The organism is Bacillus cereus group sp. MYBKT14-1, from assembly GCF_051915185.1.
Lineage (GTDB): Bacteria > Bacillota > Bacilli > Bacillales > Bacillaceae_G > Bacillus_A > Bacillus_A cereus.
This window is the reverse complement of record NZ_JBQAEF010000004.1, coordinates 112,642-135,530: the sequence shown is the minus strand read 5'-3', so window position 1 is coordinate 135,530 and position 22,889 is coordinate 112,642. Positions and strand designations below refer to the sequence as shown.

Below are 22,889 nucleotides of genomic sequence, written 5' to 3'. Positions count from 1 at the left end.
ACTGTATATACAGAAGCCTCTTTCTATCTTTTAGAAAGAGGCTTTTTTACGTGAAAATAAAAGGAGGAAGAAAAATGGGAGCGACAGGAGTAGCGTCACAAAGAAAAACAATTGAAGAGAGTATCGAAAGAAATAAGGAAAAGTACATAGGAACAAGTCATGATATTCATGCGAATCCGGAGATTGGAAACCAAGAGTTTTACGCATCAAGAACGTTAAGTTTATTACTAGGTAGTGCAGGGTTTCAGTTGCAGCACAATATAGCTGGACATGAAACGGGATTTATCGCGCGAAAAAGCTCTGGAAAACAAGGACCGGCAATTGCATTTTTAGCGGAGTACGACGCTTTACCAGGACTCGGTCATGCGTGTGGTCACAATTTAATCGGCACAATTAGTGTTGCAGCAGCAATTGCATTATCAGAAACACTTGAAGAAATTGGCGGAGAAGTTGTCGTGTTTGGTACGCCAGCAGAAGAAGGCGGGCCAAATGGTAGCGCGAAATCAAGTTATGTAAAGGCAGGTTTATTTAAAGACATTGATGCGGCGCTTATGATTCATCCGAGCGGAAAAACAGCGACAACGAGTCCTTCACTAGCAGTCGATCCACTTGATTTTCATTTTTACGGAAAAACAGCTCACGCTGCAGCTTCGCCAGAAGAAGGGATTAACGCATTAGATGCGGTTATTCAGCTCTATAACGGTATTAATGCACTTCGCCAACAACTTCCGTCAGACGTGAGAATTCATGGTGTCATTACAGAAGGAGGAAAAGCACCTAACATTATTCCTGACTATGCCGCGGCTAGGTTCTTCATCCGTGCAGCAACGCGAAAAAGATGCGCGGAAGTAACAAAAAAAGTAAGAAACATTGCTGAGGGAGCAGCGTTAGCAACAGGTGCGAAAGTAAAAATCCATCAATTCCAAAATGAAATCGATGAATTACTCGTAACAAAAACATATAACGATATTGTAGCGGAAGAACTAGAACTATTAGGTGAAGATGTAAATCGTAAAGAAAGAGTAGGAATCGGTTCAACCGACGCAGGAAACGTAAGTCAAGTCGTACCGACAATTCATCCGTACATTAAAATCGGACCAGATGATTTAATTGCACATACGAATGAATTTAGAGAAGCAGCACGTTCAGAACTTGGAGATAAAGCATTAATTACATCGGCAAAAGCATTAGCAAATACGGCGTATCGATTAATTACGGAAGAAGGGTTGTTAGAGAAGGTGAAGGAGGAGTTTAGAGAGGCGCAGAGGAATCAAGGGTAAGGGGATTAAGGTACTTTTTTCGAATAGCAATCTAAATAATAAGTAGAGATATAAAAAAGAACATTGAAAATCAATGTTCTTTTTTTGTTACTAATCATTAATTTTGTTGGATTTTCTCATAAAGGAAAAGCTTTTACTGTTAGCGGAGGATAATACGTATCCTTTATTAGAATGACAATTTCTCCTCAAACTCACTCTTTAAAACAATTAAAGGAGATGACAAGCCAAATTGCATTAAAGAGTCTAAAAATGTAGCGAGAGAATCCATCGAATCGCTCATGACCTTCATCATATAATTAAACTCCCCACTAATTCGATATAAATCTGTTACTTCAGGAGCGGCATTACAAAATTGAATAAAATCAGAGCATTGGCTCGTTTTAAACATGATGAATGCTTGAATGTTTTTATTAATTTTTGCAGGCTCAAATTTCGTTCGATAAGCCGCTATAACTCCTTGATCTTCAAGTTTATTAATACGCTCTTTTACAGCAGGTTGCGTCATGGATATAATTCGTCCTATTTCTGAAACGGAAATTCTCGCATTTTCATACAACAAGTTCATTATTTTGTGATCGATTTCATCCAGTTTTACTGCATTTTGCATTGGGGTATCTCCCTTGATTTATTTTCTAAAGTAAATTGTGATTTATAACTATAATATCATAAGTAAAGGAACTAAATTACCTATAAATTTATATTTAAAATGATTGGGGTTTACATGAAAATATAAGTATAGATTTTTATTAAACGGAAATTTAGGAAGGATGGAAAAAATGAAGAATCTTGATGGGAAAGTAGCGATAGTAACAGGGGCGAGTCGCGGTATTGGTCGGGCGATTGCGATGAGATTGGCAAACGACGGTGCATTAGTAGCGATTCACTACGGCCGAAATAAGGCAGCTGCAGATGAAACAATTAGTGAGATTGAATCTAATGGAGGAAAAGCATTCTTAATTGAAGCTGATCTCAATTCAGTTGATGGTGTCAAAAAGTTAGTAGAACAATTGAAGAATGAATTACAAATAAGAGTTGGTGCATCAGAGATTGATATTTTAGTAAACAATGCAGGGATAGGTACACAAGGAACGATTGAAAATACGACAGAAGAAGTTTTTGATGAAATTATGGCCGTAAATATTAAAGCACCATTCTTCTTAATTCAGCAAACATTACCATTAATACGAGCAGAGGGTCGCATTATTAACATTTCATCAGCTGAAGTAAGGCTTGGTTTTACAGGCTCAATTGCATACGGCTTAAGTAAAGGTGCGCTTAATACGATGACACTGCCTCTAGCTAAACATCTTGGAGAAAGAGGTATAACAGTGAATACAATTATGCCTGGATATACGAAGACAGATATCAATGCAAAATTGCTAGATGATCCGGAAATACGAAATTTTGCTACCAACTCATCTGTGTTCGGACGAATAGGGCAAGTTGAAGATATTGCAGATGCAGTAGCATTCCTTGCTTCTTCTGATAGCCGCTGGGTAACGGGGCAGATTTTAGATGTTTCTGGTGGGTTTTGTTTATAGGGTCACTACTCCATAGCCATCAAGCTAATCTAGTAATTTATAGAAAGATAGGCATACTAAAGAAGTCTATTAAAACGTGATTTTTTCGCTAGGCAATTTGAATAAGGGGGCATTTCTTTTTCTTAAGTTGACGGGCATGTATGGTGCCCCCTATTAGACGATAGTGAATGAACAATTTCGGGGTTCAGTTCAACTTTATTCAAAATAAGATTTTTTTGCAGTAAAATCAATGTTAGTGGAACTTTTTTAATCAAACTTTTTTAAAAATTAACATAAATACTTGCAATATTTAAATTAGTACTATATAGTTCTAGTTATGACAAAGATCAAATTAATGAATCAAAAACGTGTGATTGAAGTAGCTGCAACATTATTTTTAGAAAAAGGGTTTGCTTATACAAGTATGGATGAATTAGTACGTGTAAGCAAAGTTTCAAAGTCTAATGTGTATTATCACTTTTCTAATAAGGAAGTATTATTAGAAGGGGTCGTTGATTATTGGATTGAAATGTATCAATCTGCAATTGATGACGTACTTTCTCAGAACCAATTTTTAGTTGAAGATCGTATCCAACTGTTTTTAAAGCAATTATCACAAGGAGTTCAATCGAGAGAGTATAAGGGAAGCTGTCCATTTATTACTCTTTATATTCAAAGTCCTACACAGGCCACGCAAATAAAAGAAAAAATAGGTCTTTTTTTTACAGGATTACAAAAGAAAGTTTCTCTATTACTTAAACAAGGGGTAGAGAATGGAGAATTTAGAAATACGATTAATATTGATGAGGTTGCATCACTTTTTATTACAAATCTTGAAGGAGCGTTATTTATTTCAGAAACATTGAAGGATGCAACTGTAATCACGAAAACAGCAGATCATTTTTTAAAATTGCTTCGATAAAAGAAGCATTTTTTTTACATCAAATTAGTACTAAGTAGTACTAAAGGGAGGATTTTATATGAGAACAGTATTTTTAACTGGTGGAACAGGCTTTATTGGAAAACAATTAGTAAAAGAATTAGCCAAAGAGGATGTTAAAATTCTTCTTTTAGTGAGGTCGAAAAATAAAGCAACACGCCTTTTTCAAGAAAGAGGCATCTTAAAAAAGGAAGTTATGCACTTTATTGAAGGTGATTTGACGAAAATAGATTTAGGTCTAAGTGCTGAAGATAAGGAGAGGGTATTGAAAACGGATGTGATTATTCATGCAGGAGGCCCCATGGATATTCAAGCGACAAGTAAAGAGGCAGCTTCCGTATTTTTAAATGGCGCCAAACATATTAGTGAATTAGCTAAAAGTATTCATCAATTGAAGGGTTTGCAACAATTTATTCATGTTGTAGGTTATATGAGTCCCTTTGATGATAAAAATAGCAAGATTGCAATTGATGTGTTTAAAGAAGGAAACAATTATTTGAAAATAAAAAATCCATATGAGAGAACAAAATTTTTAGCAGATCTTTATATCCGTCAGCAGGCATCAGCAGTAGGTTATCCGCTTTCTGTAATTAATCCGCCAACTGTAGTCGGTAGTAGTAAAACAGGGAGTACAGAGCAGATAGCAGGATTAGGTTTGCTTGTGATGAGTATACGAAGAGGGCTCATGCCAGTGATTCCTGGAGGTAAGGGATATAGGTTACCACTTATTTCAAACGATGAGCTTGCGAAGTTTATTATGCAGGTTTTCAGATTGGAGCAACCGACTATTCAAACATATACACTTGTTGAAGACAAACAGTACGATCAGAACATTGCTGAATTATTAAGTATTATGTCGGAAAGTATGAATATGAGGGCACCAAAAATCTCTGTTCCAATGCCACTTATGAAAGCAATTATGAATAGTGGAGTAAGTAAAATAACAAAAATTCCTTCTGATGGATTGAATTTTATTACAAAACAAAATTTCCCAAATGTTTCAGCGAAAAAAATTATGGGAGGAGATTGGTTTAAGAAGACGAGTGTAATGAAATTTTTGCCTGCCGTAGTAGCTGATCTGGATTATCGAATGATGTATCAAAATGGCCAGCATAATCATTTATTTAAACGAACATTATGCGATAACACTACCCTTTACCAATTACAAGGAGAGGGTAAACCGTTTATTTTATTACATGGTTTATTGAGTGATGGAGAGGATTTATTTCCTTTAGCACAAGAGCTTCATGAAAAAACTGGTCAACCTGTATGGATTTTGGATCTTCCAGGTTTGGGACGTTCTCCTTTTAAACGAGAGAAAAATCTTCTAGATATCTATTTGAATGTAGTGAAAAAGTTATTGGAGAAAGCTACGAATGGTGCACATCTAATTGGCCATTCATTCGGTGCGTTTATTCTTCTGGAAGCATTGGTACAAGAGTACATAGATAAGAAGTATTCAATCACTTTACTTCAGCCACCTGTTGCTAAAAAAAATGCTAAATCGCTAAATGTTCCTCAATTTATGAACAAATGGACATTAAAATTAGCAACTACTAATTTGATAGGGCGTTATTTATTAAGTAATGGTTTGTTTGAAAGTACGGAGAGCATCCCTGAACATTATATTGAAAAAATAAGTAACAGTTTTACTTCTCCTAGAATTTTAAATACTACGGTTCAGCTTAACAGTTTACTCCTGAAAAACGATCAAGGTGATTTCAATGAAGTAACAAAGTATAATCTTCACATTATTTGGGGGGATTATGACAGAGCCTATTCTGCTCCATCGCATCTTGGTAAGGTTGATTTTGTTCCATATGGCCATCATTTTCCTCTTAGCCATCCGAGTGAAACGGCAACATTAGTAATAAAAAATAGTAATACTAGCAGATGAGAGTGTGGGATAAATAAAAAGTGTGTAGTAAAATCGTTGTGTCTTTGGAATAAAATCGTACTGTTTGGGGTCCCGCGAACAAGACGCGAATTTTGCACGCTAAGCAAAAAAACAATAAGCTGTCTACATGGACAGCTTATTTACATTATTCTCGTTATTGGAAGTTATTTTTAACTTTTCCTGATCTGAAAGAGTCAATCTTTTTTTATATAATTTATCAATAATTATTCTTTTTTCTCCGGCTGATAGGAAAGAATAACGACACCTGAATTGGTCGTTCTTGTTTCTATAAGTTTTAATGCTTTTGTATTACTCTGGTCTTTAAAGAGACGCTTTCCGCTCCCTACGATAACGGGATTGATTATAAAGTGATATTCATCAATGAGGTCGTGTTGCATCAATGTTTGTATAAGCTCACCACTACCATAAATTAAAAGGTTCTGACCGGGCTGTTCCTTCAGTTTCGATATTTCTTCTACAATATTACCCTTGATAAGATTTGCATTCCATTCGGTTTTTTCCAATGTTGTTGAGGCAACAAATTTAGGCATGCTGTTCATCTTATCAGCAAAACCTTCTTCATCAGTCATAGAAGGCCAGGCAGCTGCAAAACCTTGATAGGTTACTCACCCTAGTAGAAGAGCTTCACTTTCAAACAGTAAATCGGATTGAAACTTTGCTACTTCTTCATTGAAATATGGAGCAGTCCAAGCTGTTTCCTCCATGACACCATCTAGTGAGAGGTACATCGATACAATTATTTGTCCCATTTTATTCTCCTTTAGTTTTAAATTGAGATTTTTACATATTGGTAACACAATTATTAATTCTTCAGTTAGAGAAATTCTTCTTTTTTAATAGTTTCGACAAAATGTATTTATGTATGTTTCGGAATAACTCAATATATATTAATAACTTCGAAATATTGTATAACAGATAATTTTTATGCATCATTGATTAGCATTGCTTATTGTGCTAACGAATCCGGATAGTGTGGCGACCGACTAAATAGTTGCTTATCCTCAATTATTAGAAGGGAAGTTCTATCATTTCGCGAATTTGTTAGACATAGACGAGCGCTATAATTTTCTATATCTACATAAAGAGGTGACTACGCATGAATCAAAGACCGTCAGAAGAAGAATACGCCGGGAGCTCCGGCGAATATATCCGTTTGGTGCCGGACGGTAACATCATCGACATTCTGCTCGCCCAGGAAAAGCAAATGACAGAGCTCCTGGCATCGTTGACCGAAAGCCAGGCCACATATCGGTATGCGGAAGGAAAATGGACGCTGAAAGAAGTCGTGGGCCACATTACAGACGCGGAACGCGTCATGACCTACCGCCTGCTCCGGTTCGCAAGAGGGGACCAGACGCCTCTGACCGGTTTCGATCAGGAATTATTCATACCTCCTTTCGGAAGCTGGACAACCTCGCAATTGGCCGAAGACTACCGGGCCGTACGGCAATCAACGATCACATTGCTGCGCGGGCTACCGGCTGAGGCGTGGACCCGCAAGGGCACAGCCAACAACCTAAGCATTACGGCGCGCGCCCTCGCGTACGGCGTCGCAGGACACGAACTTCATCACATGGCGGTCATCCGAAATCGGTATTTGAGTTAATTGCCGGCTGAGGCCATTGGAATGGAACTAACACCTATCATACAATCTTTTAGATACCGTTCTTATGGGGGGCCCGCCCCACAACCATCTTAGACAATTTTTGAAATTAAAAGCACGTTACTATTCTCTTATGTTAATGAGAAAGGTTGACGTGCTTTTTATGAATATGCACCAAAAACAAGAGTTATATCGATTTTTCTCATTTTGGGGTATTTGTTTTTCTTAGATTGAGGGTGATGGGGCACTACTCTATAATGATCAAATTAAAATTTAAAATAGTTATAGAGACTCCATTTCTCGGAAATATTGTAACTATTAAGTTGTAAAAAGAACCGTAGTTTTTCATTTTTGAAAAGGTTATGGTCTTTTTTAATTGTAACAAAGATATGATGCGAGGAAGTTTTTTAGATAAATCAAAAAAACTTGATTAATAAGTTGCATATAGAACTCATCTACGTATATACTATAAACATCAAAAAAAGTTGATGAAGGGAAGTGAACTACAGTGGCACAAAATTTTCAGCTCTATGAGAAAAAGTTTAAAGCGTTGGCGGATCAGAAACGTTTAGAAATCATGTATGAACTTTGCCAGCGAGGACAGACGTGTGTATGTGATTTAACAGAAGTTTTTGAAATGACGCAATCTAAATTATCATATCATTTAAAAATTTTATTAGATGCAGGTTTGATTGTAAAAGAAACAAAAGGTACGTGGAGTTATTATGATTTAAATGATGCGGAAGTGAATAATTTATTATCAGAAGAATTGTGCTGTATCTTTAGAAAAACAGGAAAAGGTAGCTGCTGTTAAAGTTTTAATTTATTAATCAAAAAAAATTGATTAATGATATATAAAGAGGAGGAATAAGGTATGAGATATGTTCACGTCGGTATAAACGTTACGAATTTAGAGAAGTCTATTGAATTTTATGAAAAGGTATTTGGTGTTTCACCAGTTAAAGTGAAAACGGATTATGCAAAATTTTTATTAGAGACGCCAGGACTTAATTTTACGCTGAACGTACGAGATGAGGTGAAGGGAAATCAGGTAAATCATTTTGGTTTCCAAGTGGATACAGCTGAAGAAATTACATTGCATAAAGAACGATTAGAAAAAGAAGGTTTCTTCGCGCGTGATGAGATGGATACGACTTGTTGCTATGCGGTGCAAGATAAGTTTTGGGTAACGGATCCTGATGGTAATGAGTGGGAGTTCTTTTATACAAAAGCACATAGTGATGTTCATAAAATTGATGATCCATCTTGTTGCACGACTTCAAATGAGATAGTTAAAAATTCTTGCTGTTAATAGGAGATGGAAAATAAAATGAAACGTTTATCTTTTCTAGACCGATATTTAACACTATGGATCTTTCTAGCGATGGCTGTTGGGATTGGTTTAGGGTTTGTGTTTCCTAGTGTAGTAGACGGACTAAATACATTACAGGTTGGAACGACGTCTATTCCACTTGCTGTTGGTTTAATTGTAATGATGTATCCACCATTAGCGAAAGTTCGCTATGAGGAAATGGGCCGAGTATTTAAAGATGTAAAAGTGTTAGTTCTATCTTTAGTACAAAATTGGATTATTGGTCCGGTACTTATGTTTGTGTTAGCAATTATTTTTCTTCCTGATAAACCAGAATACATGGTTGGTCTCATTATGATTGGGTTAGCACGTTGTATTGCAATGGTCATTGTTTGGAATGACCTTGCTGATGGGGATAAAGAGTATGCGGCAGGTTTAGTTGCTTTTAATTCGGTATTTCAAATGCTCTTTTTCTCAGTTTATGCATACGTATTTGTAACTGTAATTCCAGAATGGTTAGGGATTGAAGGTGCTATTGTCGATATTACAATGATAGAAGTAGCAAAATCAGTATTTATCTATTTGGGAATTCCTTTTATAGCAGGTATGTTGACACGCTTTGTACTAGTTAAGTTAAAAGGAAGACAGTGGTATGAAAAGGTGTTTATACCTAAAATTAGTCCACTTACATTACTTGCATTGCTATTTACGATCATCGTTATGTTCTCTTTAAAAGGGGAGATGATTGTTAGCGTACCACTAGATGTAGTAAGAATAGCAATTCCATTACTCATTTATTTTATTGTAATGTTTTTTGTTTCTTTCTTTATGGGAAGAAAAATTGGTGCAAACTATCCGGTAACCACAACATTAGCATTTACAGCAGGTAGTAATAACTTTGAGTTAGCAATTGCTGTAGCAGTTGGTGTGTTTGGTATTCATTCGGGCGCAGCATTCGCTGCTGTTATCGGTCCTTTAGTTGAAGTACCTGTCATGATTGCACTTGTAAACGTTGCTTTTTGGTTTAAACGTAAATATTTTAATAATCAATCAGTCTAAATTTAAAAATAAAGGTGGAAAACAACATGGAAAACAAAAAAACAATCTATTTCTTATGTACAGGAAATTCATGCCGAAGCCAAATGGCAGAAGCGTGGGGTAAACAATATTTAGGAGGTAAGTGGAATGTATATTCTGCAGGAATCGAAGCACATGGAGTGAATCCCAATGCGATTAAAGCAATGAATGAAGTGAATATCGATATAACAAATCAAACATCAGATATGATTGATACAAACATTTTAAATAATGCTGATTTAGTCGTTACACTTTGTAGTCATGCGGATTCTGTTTGTCCTTCGACACCTTCGCACGTAAATCGTGTTCACTGGGGATTTGATGACCCGGCAGGAAAAGAATGGTCTGAATTTCAACGTGTTCGCGATGAAATTGGTGAACGTATAAAGCGATTTTCTGAAACAGGGGAATAAATAAAGGAAAGAGTCAATCTTCTATTGTGTTGGAGATTGGCTCTTTTTTATTATGTATTTCATTTACTTATCGCATCGCTTTAAAACTACTCTTAGGAGTAATACAGAATATTATGTGAAGATGGTAAAGTTTCATTTTATAAATTTTACTTTATTAAAAGTTGATTTGTTAGAAAGGATAATCATTTATTGCTATAATGAATGGATGCGTGGCAGGAAATAGATAGAAAGATACTGCTAGTAATTTATACTTAAAATGTAGGGAGATTGAACAGAGTTATGGGGAATGAAAAGGAAATTAGTTCCGCTAAATTAATATGGAAGATGACGCGCCCGCATACATTAACGGCGACGTTTTCTCCTGTAATTTTAGGGACAGTGGCATCACTTTATGTTGCCAAAATTGATTGGCTTTTATTTATTGCGATGATGCTTGCATGTTTAGCGCTGCAAATAGCAACGAACTTATTTAATGAGTACTATGATTTCAAACGTGGATTAGATACCGCTGAATCCGTTGGCATCGGTGGCGGAATTGTCCGTCATGGATTGAAGCCAAAAAATGTGTTAACAGTTGCCCTTTTATTGTATGTAGTAGCAGCAATTATTGGAGTTTATATTTGTATGAATAGCAGCTGGTGGTTAGTCGTCATCGGTTTAATTGGAATGGCGATTGGCTATTTATATACAGGCGGTCCATTACCAATTGCGTACACTCCGTTTGGAGAATTAGTTTCTGGGTTGTTAATGGGGACATGTTTTGTACTCATTGCTTTCTTTATTCAAACGAATACTGTAACGATTGAAAGTGTATTGATTTCCATTCCAATTGGAATTTTAGTAGGTGCAATCAATATGTCAAATAACATCCGAGATATCGAAGAAGATATTAAAGGTGGAAGAAAGACATTAGTAATCCTCCTTGGGAGAGAGAAAGCTGTGGTAACACTAGCGGTAGCATTTTTCATTGCGTATTTATGGATTGCCGTAATTGTATTAATGGGTTATATAAGCCCTTGGGCATTAGTTATGTTCTTAGGTTTGAGAAAGCCAATTTCTGCGATTCAAAGTTTCCAAAAAGGGGCAAAGGATCCTGGATATATGCGCATCGCAATGAAATCAACAGCGATGACAAATACGATTTTCGGCTTCTTATTATCAGCAGGATTATTAATTAGTTATTTGTTTTAAATGAAAAATATTGTTAAGTAACTTAACCCCAGTTTCTCAATTTTAATATAGAGAGATTGGGGTTTTTATTTTGACTTTGTTTCATGTTTAAAACAGTTTCATTTGAAATGCAAATACCAATAAATCGCAACTTCATCATTTTCAATATCCAAACCTTTATAAAGAAGAAAATCAAACCCACCAATTACAAATCCGCATTTTTCATAGAACTTACATGCTGCGACATTATTATTTTGCGTTTCAAGCATGATACCTGGCATATTTCCTTTTTTTGCCCACTGCTTTGCTTGATCAACTAATTTTTTGCCAACTCCGATTGTACGATATTTTTTATCTACCGTTATATCTTCTATGTAAGCATAGTGGTTCCAATTCTTTTTCAATACCATTAATCCAATGATTTGGTTATGTAACAGAGCTATGTAAATGACTTGATTAGGTTTATTTATATATTCATTGTAAGCTAGTTCTTCATTATCATCTTGATTTTGTAAATAACTTTTTTCATAACTTGGAACGTCTTCTACTGTATATTCTATGCGTCTATTTCCTTTGGAAAGAGAAAGAATTAACCGAGCATTCACTATAAAACTGTCATCAATCTCCGGGAGATTATCTAAATCATTTGTTTCTAACTCTCTAATTACAAGGTTCATCGGAGTACCTCCACATAATAATATTTCTTCTAGTTCTTCATTTGGTTCAAATGAATTCCAATTACAAAATTATAATAGAATTTCAATAGTACGGCCATCTCTGTATTTTATCTTTATACCGGTATGCTATTATCTTGATGTGAAAATGTTATTTAGAAAGAGTAATATTTTTTATTTTGGATGTATATCCAGTTTTCAAATTTAACTGTAGTAGAGAAACAAATATTTTTTTAAAGAGTGGATGTAATAGGCTATTCTTTAACTAATTTCGACATTATCTGCATTTTATCTTCGCCTTCCTCTATTAATCTATTTATTGTAAATATCAGCTGAAGTTAATGTTTAGCTGCATAAATAATGAATATGAAAATGAGTAGAGAAAGGATCGAAACATAATGAAAGAATCACAAAATAAGAAAAAAACAAGTGTAGTAACTAAGGCAATACTATCTCTAGGAGTTGTTTTAGCAACGACCTTTTTCACGTTCTTTTTAATAGGGAAATGGAACTCTATCCCAGCGAAAGGGGTAGCTAATGAAAATATTAGGCTAGCTAATACGCAACAACAAGGAAAGAAAGAAGACACATCGCTGGCAAAACAGAAAAGAGCTGATGGAAAACCAGTAGGAAAGGTTGTTTATTTAACATTTGATGACGGTCCTAGCGAATTAACTGGCAAATTTTTAGATGTACTAAAAGAGCAACATGTTGCTTCGACATTTTTTATGCAAGGTAGCAATTTACAGAATACTGGTTTTCAGGAAAATGTAAAACGAGCAGTAAAAGAAGGACATTATATTGGTGCACATAGTATGACACATAATAGTGATAAGCTATACAAAAAAGGACAATTTGTAACGGAGATGAAAGAAACGTTAGCTCTTATTCATAATATTACAGGTACAACTCCTAAACTAGTCCGTCCCCCATATGGATCTGCACCAGGATTAAAGGGGCAGGACATTCGTAACAAAATTGTAGAAGCAGGAATAAAAGTTTGGGATTGGACGATAGATTCAAATGATTGGAAATTAAAAGGTAACCCACAGCAAATTATAGAAAATGTAAAGCGTACAACAACAGAAGATGTGGAAGTAGTTCTAATGCATGAAAAACTACAGACATTACAAGCGCTTCCGGAAATTATTAAATTTTATAAGGAAAAAGGATATGAATTCGGGGTATACAATGAAGCGGATCATTTTCAACTAAACTTCCAGAAAGATCAACGTCTATAGTATCAAATAAATAAATTAAGAGCATGTTCTGATTTATCTTTCTTCAGGACATGCTTTTTTTGCTCGCTTCTATAAGCTTATTACTACCAATTTAACAAAGCAGAATTTACAAGTTACTTTATGGATACCTCATTTTAGAATAACTAACTTATAGAAAAAATTGAATAATTTTCATGTGTAAGGAAATTTTAAGAAGGATATAGAGGGGATATTTTCCTTTTGTTTTCTAGATAAATGATTACTTACAAAAAAACATTTAGTGGAACGGTTTTTTAAAGCTATTCTGTCAAGAAATTACTAACAATTGGGTTCAAAACATAAACCACTCGATAAATGGGGTAGTATGATGAAAAAACTTAGTAGAAAGCGTTTGAGAAAAGATATTCAGGAACTTGAGAGTGCAAGTATGCTGCTCCAAAATGATCAAGAGTGCGAACTCAAGCAGAGTGTATCTGCGAATGAAGAAGTTTTGAGACAAGTTTTTGAAAATTGTTCCGATATTGTTTTTCGTCCAATAATCATAGATAGTCAAAATGAAATTCTTTTCATTTATATAGATGGATTAATTGACACTAAAGTTGTGGAACAAGTTGTTTTGAAACCAATGATGTTTGAAGGTCTGCCTAGTGGAGTAAAGAGTGTGGATTCGGTAGGAGAAATTATACAAAATCAGCTAATTGCGGTTTCTCAAGTAAAGACAATCTCTAAAGTTCGTGAGGTTATAGAAGCAGTATTGAAAGCGAATGTTGTCATTTTAACAGAAGGAGAAAGTCAAGCTCTAGTCGCTGATTTAAAAGGTTTTGAAAAACGAGGTATTGAAGAGCCGGCTGCCGAGATCTCTGTTCGTGGCCCTCGGGACGGGTTTACGGAAACGATAAGGGTCAATACGAGCCTGATTCGCCGAAGAATTCGAAGCCAAAAACTAAAAATGGAACCTTATTCGATTGGGGAATTGTCACAGACAGATGTGGTAATTGCTTATATTGAGGGAATTGCACCTGATTCGGTTTTGGATGAAGTTCGCCAAAGGGTAAAGCGAATTCAAATTGATGGAGTATTGGAGTCAGCTTTCATTGAAGAGTTTATTGAGGACCAACCCTTTTCACCCTTTCCACAAATTCAAAATACTGAGCGGCCAGATGCGGTTTGTGCAAGTTTATTAGAGGGGAAAGTCGCCATTTTAGTAGATAACACACCTTTCGTTTTGATTGTTCCTATGACATTTTGGACTGGTCTACAAGCAGCGGAGGATTATTATGAACGCTCCATCTACACAACTTTTGTTCGATGGATACGTTTAATATTAATTAATATTTCATTATTTCTTCCTTCTCTCTATGTTGCTATTACAACCTTTCATCCTAAATTAATACCGACAAATTTGCTTATTAGTATTGCAGCTGCGCGAGAAGGCATTCCGTTCCCGGCTGTCATAGAAGCGCTAATGATGGAGTTTTTATTTGAAGGCTTGAGGGAAGCGGGGGTTCGGTTACCAAAACCTGTTGGATCAGCAGTTAGTATTGTCGGAGCACTTGTTATCGGGCAAGCTGCTGTGCAAGCAGGTATTATTTCCGCACCTTTGGTCATTGTTGTGGCGACGACCGGTATTGCGTCATTTGCGTTCCCGCGCTACAACTTAGGAACAGCTTACCGGATGTTACGCTTTCCGATGCTGTTATTGGCAGGGATGCTCGGGCTATACGGTGTTGCAATAAGTACCCTTGCGATTTTGATTCATTTAACTAACATTCGTTCTTTTGGCATTCCGTATTTAAGTCCAGTTGCACCACAGACTCCTCGTGATTTAAAGGATGTTTTTCTCCGAACACCTCGTTGGAATATGACCCACCGCCCAATAATGGTATCTGGTGAAGAGAAAGTCCGTTTTCCAGGTGGACAAAAGCCAGATGAGAAACGGGGAGGGGAAACAGAATGAGCCTGCACAAGGCACTCTGTATGATACTGGTCATTTCTTTATGCTTCTTGACGGGATGTTGGGATCGGACAGAATTAAATGATTTGGCAATAGAATTAGGATGGGGACTTGATCAAGCGAAGAATAATAAGATTGAAATTAGTGCTCAGTTTATTATTCCATCAAAAATGGGGATGGGACAGAGCGGAAGAAGTAATGCAGGAAAAGCGTTTTTTACAGAATCGGGAACGGGAAGGGATACACATGAAGCTATACAAATGATGCAAACAAAAATGTCGAGAGAAATTTTTCGAGGGCACCAGCGTGTAATATTGATTGGAGAAAAAATGGCTAAAAGTGGTCTTGCTCCAGTTTTAGATGCATATAGCCGCGATCCTGATATTCGATTACGAGCAGGTGTGTTTGTCATAAAAGGGAATACTGCAAAAGATTTTCTGAAAGCATCCATCCCTTTAGAGTCTATCCCGGCACTTGGGGCACTTAAAGAGCATATGCAAATAGAGGCAGCGGGAGATATGTCTTTATTAAATTTTCTTATTGCTGGTACGAGTGATGGAATCACTCCGATTTTACCCGTTATTAAACTAAATGTGTCTCATAAAAAAGGAAAAACTGAGGTCAAAGGGTTTCAAATTGTAGGCGGTGCTATATTTAACAACGATTTCAAATTGGTAGGATACTTGAACATGCAGGAATGGTTAACTACTCTTTGGATAGTGAATCGTTTAAGTAAACAGACAGTTACAGCAACGGCCTCTAAAGGAAATGGTAGTGCAAGTTTATATATGACAAAGATCAATAGAAAAATCATACCTACTATACAAGGGGACACAATTAAGTGTGACATTGTTTTTTCTGGTGAAGGAACAATTCAGGAGAACAATACGAATTTAGATCTTTCGCAGCCAAAAAATCTTACTCTTTTAGAACATGTATTGGAAAAACAGTCCGAAAAGGAAGCTCTCCAAACTATTAAAAAGGTTCAAAAACAATACGGAACCGATATCTTTGGATTTGGAGAAGCCATTCATCAAAAATATCCATCCGAATGGAAAGAGTTAAAAAAGAATTGGAGTAAACAATTTCGAAAAGTGGAGGTTTCTCTTCATACAAAGCTTACTATTCGGCGAGTAGGACTGACTGGACCACCGTTGCAGTTGAAGAAAAATGAAATGAAAAAATAAGGAGGAATATAGAGTGTGAGAAATTCGATGAAAATCTCTGGCAGGCAAATCTTTTGGATGATGTTCACTTTTGAAGTGGGACAATCACTCCTTCTAGTTATTCCAGCGACGATTCGTACTGTCAAACAAGATGCGTGGATCTCGATTTTGATTGCAGGATTGATAGGGGTTGCTCTTACTTTTTTGGCAACTACACTTGGTTCGCTTTATCCGAAACAAACTCTCATTGAATTTAGTCAAACTATTCTTGGTAAATGGCTAGGAAAGCTACTGATGATTCCTTACTTCTTTGGGTGGTACATGATAATTTGGATAACCGTCCGTGAATTTGGTGAATTCATTATTATCGCTTTGTTTCATAATACACCTTTGTGGGTCATTGTCTTTACTGCGATGTTATTGCTCATTTTTATCATTTACCAAGGAGGGGTGGAAGGTATTGGACGTTTAAGTGAAATCATAGGGCCAATTGTACTTTTAATGATAACGTTTGTAATCATTTTGAATGTTGGCAATATGAATTGGGATTATATGCGGCCTATTTATCACGATTCTGGCTGGCTTCCCATCCTTAAAGGTTCCTATACTCCTGTAGCCGCATTTTTTGGAGAGGCTGTTATGATGATGATGTTCGTTTTCTTTATGGATAAACCAGAGCAAGCGTCATCAAGGGCGATGTTGGGGGTAGGATTAGCCGTTTTCATGGTAACGATTGGAACATTAGCGGTCATTTTAACATTCGGTCCGAATTTATCTTCAAGTTTTTTGTATCCGGTTTACGATTTGAGCCGATACATATCTGTCATGGAGTTCATTCAAAATGTGGATATTTTGATAGTTATTATTTGGTTTTTTAGTATTTTTGTGAAATTGGCGTTATACATGTTTATCGCTTGTTATGGAACAGCACAAATATTTCATTTGAAGGATTGGCGAAAAGTAGCGTTAGTTCTTGCTCCTATTTCGTTCATCATAGCTGTGTCAGTTAAAAATATCCAAACATTTACCCATTATTACTACATATTTTTCGTAATTCCAATTGCATTTCCCGTTTATGAGCTAGGGATTCCTTTACTGTTATTGGTGGTTGGCAAAATTCGAAGGAAATATGCATAAACTCAATCGGTAATATGTTTGGAGGGCAGGTATACTTTTAGTTTTTTGACTAATATAAAAAGAGAAAAATCCTATTCATAAGTGTAGGATTTTTTGTTTGTATATTACGTTACAAGAGTTTTCTTATTTTCTCCGGAATGTCCTTTTTTGAAATCTATGCAACAGAGTCTTTATAGTAAGAGTATTTTGTCGGGGGATAATCAAAAAATGTATATTACAATATAAAAATTCACCTTAATACTAAAGGATACATGACAACGATTCCTATAAATTCTTCTCAATAATTGAAAATAAAATCAATCCAGATTATTATATTGTTATTGTAATTATAAATGTAATTACATTTTATTGAAGGAGGATACAAAGATGAAAAACTCAAAAGGCTCTATTGAATCAGAGATAAGCAAAGCAATTACTCACTGGGAAAAGGACTACCTAGGACGCGGGTCTATATCCGTTAAGACAGATATATTACGGGATATGATTATCGTAAATTTACAAGGTATTTTAACGCCAGCTGAATATACGGTTTGCGAAACAAAAGACGGTATGCTAACGATAAAGAAAAATCGTTCGGAGCTAGTTGAATCTGGAATTGAAGATTTGAAAGAGATTATACTAGAATTAACTGGAGAAAAAGTGAAAAGTTTTCATACGGATATAAGCTCCCGTACTGGTGAACGAGTAATGATTTTTAAATTGTTTCATAATCTTGAGGAAAAATTTTAAAAATTAAAACCACCGTAGGGTTAGTGGGAGATAATTAAGAAACCTAAAAGTTTTGCGCTTTATTTAAATTTATTAACATGATAATAATTAATAACTTGAAATTATTTACGTATACTGAATTTTAATTGGAATAACGCTCAAAAAAAATGATAAATAAATTGACAAATTGCTTAATATAGTTTATCTTATAATTGTTTTAAAAAATTAATAGATGCTTATTTTAACTGTTTGCTATAATTAAGGCTTTAGCATTTTTTTAATATGTAATATTGACTAAATGAAAAAGTTTCTTAATTGAAAGATAGCGCATAACATAAATTGATATATTGATTGCATAATCTAGGAGATCAGAGATATACTGTTATTTTTAATAGGAGTAATACATACATTACTATCCTCTATAAAATGGGAGCTCTTCAAAAAACTTTATTGAAGTTAGTTGAAGTGAAACCGACAATCTCCATAATTCAATGATGATATAAAATCATTGAATTATGGAAGTTGTCGGTTTTTTTTATGGGAAAAAACGATGTACTAAAAAGAGTGAATGAAAATTGAAATTAAAAAAACTATCGTAATGAAAAGGAATTTTTATAGGCTATTTTCGCTTAGAAGGGAGTATTTAACATGTTAATTTCGCTGAGTTCATCAACACTGTTAACTTTATTTTTTATGGCGCTTAGTGCTTCTTGGCTAAGTGGATTATTATTTTTAAATGCAAGGATACCTTTACGTTTTGTTCATATCCATATTGGTATCGCTGCTTTACCTTCATTGGTTTCTTTACTCGCACTTGTTAATAACAATGGAGATAGAGTTGTGGGGCCTTGGCATCTAGATACTTTAGCTTGGTTAATGGCTTTCTTTGTTCTTACAATTGGTTTAATCATTCAGCGTTTCTCTGTACGTTATTTAATGGGAGATCGCTCATATCGAAAATACTTTGCACTTTTTACATTTACTACAGGTGTATCTTCGGTTGCATGGTTAAGTGATGATCTTCGCTTAATGCTCATTTGTTGGGGAGCAACGCTTATAGGACTGGTTCTACTTATAGGGCTAAATAAAGGGTGGAAAGTAGTTAGTGAAGCAACTAAAATCTCTGGATACCTATTTACAATAAGTTGGATTGCCTTACTATCAGCTATCATTTGGCTTTTTCAAGTAACAGGACAGTGGCAGTTAACATCAGTTTTAACGAATGAAAATGTAGTGCTACATGGAACATTGGAGAGAACAGGAATTAACTTATTAATTATATTAGCGGTGATGATTCCAGCAGCACAATGGCCTTTTCAAAGATGGTTAATTGAGTCTGCTGTTGCTCCAACTCCTGTTTCTGCTATTATGCATGCGGGTTTAGTAAATGCTGGCGGTATCATGTTAACTAGATTTTCACCTCTTTTTCATGATGATATTGCACAAATAATTTTACTAATTTTCTCTAGTATTTCTATCTTAATAGGTACAGGAATTAGTTTAGTCCAAGTTGATTATAAACGTCAGCTAGTAGGTTCAACTATTGCACAAATGGGATTTATGCTTATTCAATGTGCATTAGGCGCCTATTTAGCGGCTATTATTCATTTAATTTTACATGGTTTGTTTAAAGCTACACTATTTTTACAAGCTGGTTCTTCCGTGCAACGTTTTGGGGTAGTGAATCAGTCTAATGAAAAGATGTCCAATTTATGGATTATAGTTGGGCGTGTTTTAGGATTATTTATAGCAATTACTTTCTGGTTTATGACTTCTGGAGAGGGGTATCAACTAGTTAGTGCGTTAATCTTAGGCTGGTCACTATACTTTTCATGGAAACAGCTTGTTGTTTTTGGAGAGGGAAGAATGGGACGAATTGCTGGCGTAATTGTTTTGATTGGATTTTCTCTCATTTACTTTACCGTTCATAATTCTCTTTATAAATGGTTGCATACTGATATTTATCAAAGTGTTCAACCTTCAGCTCCAGCCGTTATCTTTGTTATATGTATTTTACTATTTAGTAGTGTTATTAGTACTTTCGTTACTCGTCATCAATCTTCTACTTTATTCGCTGTACTTTATCTTTGGTTAGTTCGAGTAGGTGAGGCGAGACGAAAGTCAGTAGAAAGTCACCCAAGCTATCTGAAACATTATGTATCAAAGGGAGGTAATTCGTGATGAGCATATCGTCAATATTAAAGAAAGATACAAACATTGATATGCAAGAAAATAATATAAATGATTTAGTTGCATCTGCTAGCCGAGTTATTGCGCCACTTTGGCCTATCTCTACGTTTGCAGCTCACCACCCTTGGATGGGACTTGAAAAGCAATCATTTGAACAAGTCGCAAATTGGTTAAAAGAAGCTCGTAATGTGGATATCTATCCTAGTGCCTCCATGATTCATTCGGCAAAAGCGAAAGGTGAGATTGAGGAATCACTTTTACAAATGAGTTTGTCTCGTTGGCTGGATTCACAATCTTTTCATATTCCGCGAGAGAAAGCAGAGCGATTTTGCCAAGCAGCTTTAAAGTTAGAAAAATTACCTTCTAGTCTATTATCATCGCCAGAAGTAAATAAATTGGCAGAAGAAATGAATTATATAAATACAGCAAGTATGCAAGCCTCTGTTATGCAGCCAATAAGTTCGCTTATAGAGAGTCAAAATAGTGAAAACCTATCTGATGTTCTTAATTATCATATCATTAAATGGTGTAAATTATATCTTGATGAATCCGGATCAAATTGGACGATGCCAAATCGAGAGAAAGGTTTTTATCGCGCATGGCAACACCTTATTAAATTTGATCCAGCGCTCAGTAAAAATGAGCGTAAAGTTTTAAAAAATTGGCCACAAGATGCCGAAGTAGCTTTAGCGAGAGCATTATCTGAACTAGGAATTTCTGAATCTAACATACAATCTTACCTTGAAGGGCACTTACTTTCTTTGCCTGGGTGGGCAGGAATGATACGATGGCGCTCACAACAATCAATTCAGGAACAGGAACTTCTCATAGAATATTTAGCAGTTCGAATTTCTATGGAGCTGGCTATTGTAAAACCTTATTTACCTTTAAAAAATCAAAAGGTTGAGAAAAAAGTTTCGATCGTCCCACTTATAGCTTCTTGGATTTATTGGGGGAATATTTCAACACGGGAATGGTTACAAATGCCTGCTACTGAACAAAGTGAATTATTAGTATTCGCTTATCGTTTTGATGAAAATATTCGCAAGAAACTTTGGCTGGAAGCTTGGGAACAAACGCATGCAGAGCAATTAAGGGAGAAGATTGCTTCTACACAACGTGCAACCAATGATAAAAAGCGTGTAGTAGCTCAATTAGCATTCTGTATTGATGTACGTTCAGAACCGTTTCGTCGCCACCTTGAAAAATTAGGTCCGTTTGAAACATTTGGAATAGCTGGTTTCTTTGGGTTACCAATTGCAACTAGTGAACTAGGTAGTAATAACAACCATCCTTCTTTGCCAGTTATACTCAAACCGAAACATCAAATAAAAGAGCTCACAAATGAAAATGAACTTAAATCTTATGAGCAACGTAAGAGGGTAGGCAGTTCGGTACGTTATACTTTTAAAACGATGAAACAGAACGTACTGACAAGTATGGCGCTACCTGAGTTAAGTGGTCCTTTACTTGGTCTACAGATGGTGACAAGATGCTTTGTCCCAAGAGGAGTTGGTGGTTTCATTCGTAACCTTCGTAAAACTATGTTACAAAAACCTGATACAACATTCTCGCTTAATCATGTTCATGACACAAAGGGCGAGATACCTATCGGTTTTACGAAAGAAGAAAAAGTGAACTATGTGCGTCAAGCTTTAAAAATGGTGGGACTGACAGAAAAATTTGCTCCTTTAGTTGTAATGTGCGGACATAGTAGTCAAAGTACGAACAACCCTTATGCTGCAGCACTTGAGTGTGGTGCTTGTGGCGGAGCAGCAGGAGGATTCAATGCAAGAGTTTTTGCTACTTTATGTAATCTTCCAGAAGTGAGAGAGGCGTTGTTTGCTGAAGGTATTAAAATTCCTGAGGATACCATTTTTGCAGCAGCTGAACATAAAACAACAGTGGACGAATTGGAATGGATTTACGTCCCAGAACTTTCGGAAACTGCGCAAGAAGCATTTGATTGTATCGAATCGATTATGCCAAATGTGAGCCAACATGCAAATAGAGAGCGTTTAACGCAATTACCAAATTTTAAAACGAAAATAAAAAATGCGAGTAAAGAGGCACATCGATTTGCAGAAGATTGGAGTGAAATACGTCCAGAATGGGGATTAGCTCGTAATGCATCTTTTATTATCGGGCAACGAGAATTAACTCAGGATTGTGACTTAGAAGGTAGGGCTTTCCTTCATAATTATGATTGGAAACAGGATGAAAGTGGCGATATATTAGCTAACATTATTGCAGGACCAGGAACAGTAGCTCAGTGGATAAATCTACAATATTACGCTTCAACTGTAGCTCCTCATTATTATGGTAGTGGAAACAAAACAACCCAAACTGTAACGGCGGGTCTTGGTGTTATGCAGGGAAATGCAAGTGATTTGTTGCCAGGCTTACCTTGGCAATCCGTTATGCAGTCAGATAGTGAGACGTATCATTCACCACTTCGTTTACTAATTGTAATTCAAGCGCCTAGTCAATATATAGAACGTTTGCTAAATAATGATTTCACATTTCGAGAAAAAGTTCAAAATGGATGGGTTAGACTTGCAAGTGTTGATCCAAAGGGACGCTGGAAAAACTGGTAACAATCATGTA

At 35.8% G+C, this 22,889-nt stretch carries 19 protein-coding genes and 1 pseudogene; 17 read left to right on the top strand and 3 right to left on the bottom strand.

Translation table 11 applies throughout. The features are described 5' to 3' along the window. Window positions 1-74: 74 nt before the first annotated feature. Window positions 75-1,280 carry a M20 family metallopeptidase gene (locus ACTFO4_RS13130; protein WP_326235091.1) on the top strand — a complete coding sequence of 402 codons (1,206 nt, stop codon included), beginning with the start codon at window positions 75-77 and terminating at the stop codon, window positions 1,278-1,280. A gap of 166 nt (window positions 1,281-1,446) precedes the next feature. Here ACTFO4_RS13130 and ACTFO4_RS13125 read toward each other — a convergent pair whose 3' ends face one another. Continuing rightward, entirely contained in the window at window positions 1,447-1,887 is a 441-nt protein-coding gene (locus ACTFO4_RS13125) for an Lrp/AsnC family transcriptional regulator (RefSeq protein ID WP_001178562.1), read from the bottom strand. A gap of 169 nt (window positions 1,888-2,056) precedes the next feature. Between ACTFO4_RS13125 and ACTFO4_RS13120 the strand changes: the two genes are divergently transcribed. From ACTFO4_RS13120 to ACTFO4_RS13110, 3 genes are all read left to right on the top strand, one after another. Then, entirely contained in the window at window positions 2,057-2,821 is a 765-nt protein-coding gene (locus tag ACTFO4_RS13120) for an SDR family oxidoreductase (RefSeq protein ID WP_326235089.1), read from the top strand. Window positions 2,822-3,155: 334 nt separating this feature from the next. After that, a complete protein-coding gene (locus ACTFO4_RS13115) occupies window positions 3,156-3,722 on the top strand; it encodes a TetR/AcrR family transcriptional regulator (protein ID WP_001072324.1) in 567 nt (188 codons plus the stop codon). A gap of 58 nt (window positions 3,723-3,780) precedes the next feature. Next, window positions 3,781-5,637 carry an alpha/beta fold hydrolase gene (locus ACTFO4_RS13110; protein WP_440014399.1) on the top strand — a complete coding sequence of 619 codons (1,857 nt, stop codon included), beginning with the start codon at window positions 3,781-3,783 and terminating at the stop codon, window positions 5,635-5,637. A 224-nt stretch (window positions 5,638-5,861) separates the two neighbouring features. Here the strand turns inward: ACTFO4_RS13110 and ACTFO4_RS13105 are convergent. Then, window positions 5,862-6,407, bottom strand: a pseudogene (locus ACTFO4_RS13105) (dihydrofolate reductase family protein). A gap of 347 nt (window positions 6,408-6,754) precedes the next feature. On the opposite strand from ACTFO4_RS13105, the gene ACTFO4_RS13100 reads away from it, so the two are divergent. The 6 genes from ACTFO4_RS13100 (at window position 6,755) to menA (ending at window position 11,254) form a co-directional block, all read left to right on the top strand. After that, the gene (locus ACTFO4_RS13100; protein WP_017673640.1) at window positions 6,755-7,264 is read left to right on the top strand and encodes a DinB family protein; all 510 of its coding nucleotides are present in this window, start codon (window positions 6,755-6,757) and stop codon (window positions 7,262-7,264) included. A gap of 505 nt (window positions 7,265-7,769) precedes the next feature. Continuing rightward, window positions 7,770-8,075, top strand: coding sequence for an arsenical resistance operon transcriptional regulator ArsR (gene arsR, locus ACTFO4_RS13095; RefSeq protein ID WP_002026021.1), 306 nt, complete (start codon window positions 7,770-7,772; stop codon window positions 8,073-8,075). A gap of 60 nt (window positions 8,076-8,135) precedes the next feature. After that, window positions 8,136-8,573, top strand: coding sequence for an ArsI/CadI family heavy metal resistance metalloenzyme (locus ACTFO4_RS13090; RefSeq protein WP_017673639.1), 438 nt, complete (start codon window positions 8,136-8,138; stop codon window positions 8,571-8,573). 18 nt (window positions 8,574-8,591) lie between these two features. Then, window positions 8,592-9,632, top strand: a complete 1,041-nt coding sequence (gene arsB / locus ACTFO4_RS13085) for an ACR3 family arsenite efflux transporter (protein WP_326235085.1) — start codon at window positions 8,592-8,594, stop codon at window positions 9,630-9,632. Window positions 9,633-9,658: 26 nt separating this feature from the next. Next, entirely contained in the window at window positions 9,659-10,063 is a 405-nt protein-coding gene (arsC, locus tag ACTFO4_RS13080) for an arsenate reductase (thioredoxin) (protein ID WP_000428364.1), read from the top strand. 279 nt (window positions 10,064-10,342) lie between these two features. Beyond that, window positions 10,343-11,254, top strand: a complete 912-nt coding sequence (gene menA, locus ACTFO4_RS13075) for a 1,4-dihydroxy-2-naphthoate polyprenyltransferase (protein WP_440014398.1) — start codon at window positions 10,343-10,345, stop codon at window positions 11,252-11,254. A gap of 98 nt (window positions 11,255-11,352) precedes the next feature. Here the strand turns inward: menA and satA are convergent, their stop codons facing one another. Beyond that, on the bottom strand, window positions 11,353-11,910 hold the full coding sequence (gene satA, locus ACTFO4_RS13070) for a streptothricin N-acetyltransferase SatA (RefSeq protein ID WP_440014397.1): 558 nt from the start codon (window positions 11,908-11,910) through the stop codon (window positions 11,353-11,355). Window positions 11,911-12,305: 395 nt separating this feature from the next. Here satA and ACTFO4_RS13065 point away from each other — a divergent pair, with 395 nt between their 5' ends. The 7 genes from ACTFO4_RS13065 to ACTFO4_RS13035 all read left to right on the top strand — a co-directional run bounded on the left by ACTFO4_RS13065 (window position 12,306) and on the right by ACTFO4_RS13035 (window position 22,879). Continuing rightward, window positions 12,306-13,148: a polysaccharide deacetylase family protein gene (locus ACTFO4_RS13065; protein ID WP_000665165.1), complete on the top strand. Its 843-nt coding sequence runs from the start codon at window positions 12,306-12,308 to the stop codon at window positions 13,146-13,148. A 343-nt stretch (window positions 13,149-13,491) separates the two neighbouring features. Continuing rightward, entirely contained in the window at window positions 13,492-15,084 is a 1,593-nt protein-coding gene (locus ACTFO4_RS13060) for a spore germination protein (RefSeq protein ID WP_033690603.1), read from the top strand. Then, window positions 15,081-16,268 (top strand): Ger(x)C family spore germination protein, encoded by a 1,188-nt coding sequence (locus ACTFO4_RS13055; protein ID WP_000052112.1) that lies wholly within the window; start codon window positions 15,081-15,083, stop codon window positions 16,266-16,268. The genes ACTFO4_RS13060 and ACTFO4_RS13055 overlap by 4 nt, the downstream gene beginning before the upstream one ends. A 27-nt stretch (window positions 16,269-16,295) precedes the next feature. Further along, the gene (locus ACTFO4_RS13050; protein ID WP_031312238.1) at window positions 16,296-17,384 is read left to right on the top strand and encodes a GerAB/ArcD/ProY family transporter; all 1,089 of its coding nucleotides are present in this window, start codon (window positions 16,296-16,298) and stop codon (window positions 17,382-17,384) included. Window positions 17,385-17,750: 366 nt separating this feature from the next. Beyond that, window positions 17,751-18,113, top strand: coding sequence for a DUF2294 domain-containing protein (locus tag ACTFO4_RS13045; RefSeq protein WP_000798162.1), 363 nt, complete (start codon window positions 17,751-17,753; stop codon window positions 18,111-18,113). Between the two features lie 627 nt (window positions 18,114-18,740). After that, complete coding sequence (locus ACTFO4_RS13040) at window positions 18,741-20,273, top strand: NADH dehydrogenase subunit 5 (RefSeq protein WP_000908940.1); 1,533 nt, start codon at window positions 18,741-18,743, stop codon at window positions 20,271-20,273. Further along, on the top strand, window positions 20,273-22,879 hold the full coding sequence (locus ACTFO4_RS13035; RefSeq protein ID WP_061457426.1) for a DUF2309 domain-containing protein: 2,607 nt from the start codon (window positions 20,273-20,275) through the stop codon (window positions 22,877-22,879). Before ACTFO4_RS13040 ends, ACTFO4_RS13035 begins: the two co-directional genes overlap by 1 nt. The last annotated feature ends 10 nt before the right edge of the window (window positions 22,880-22,889 follow it).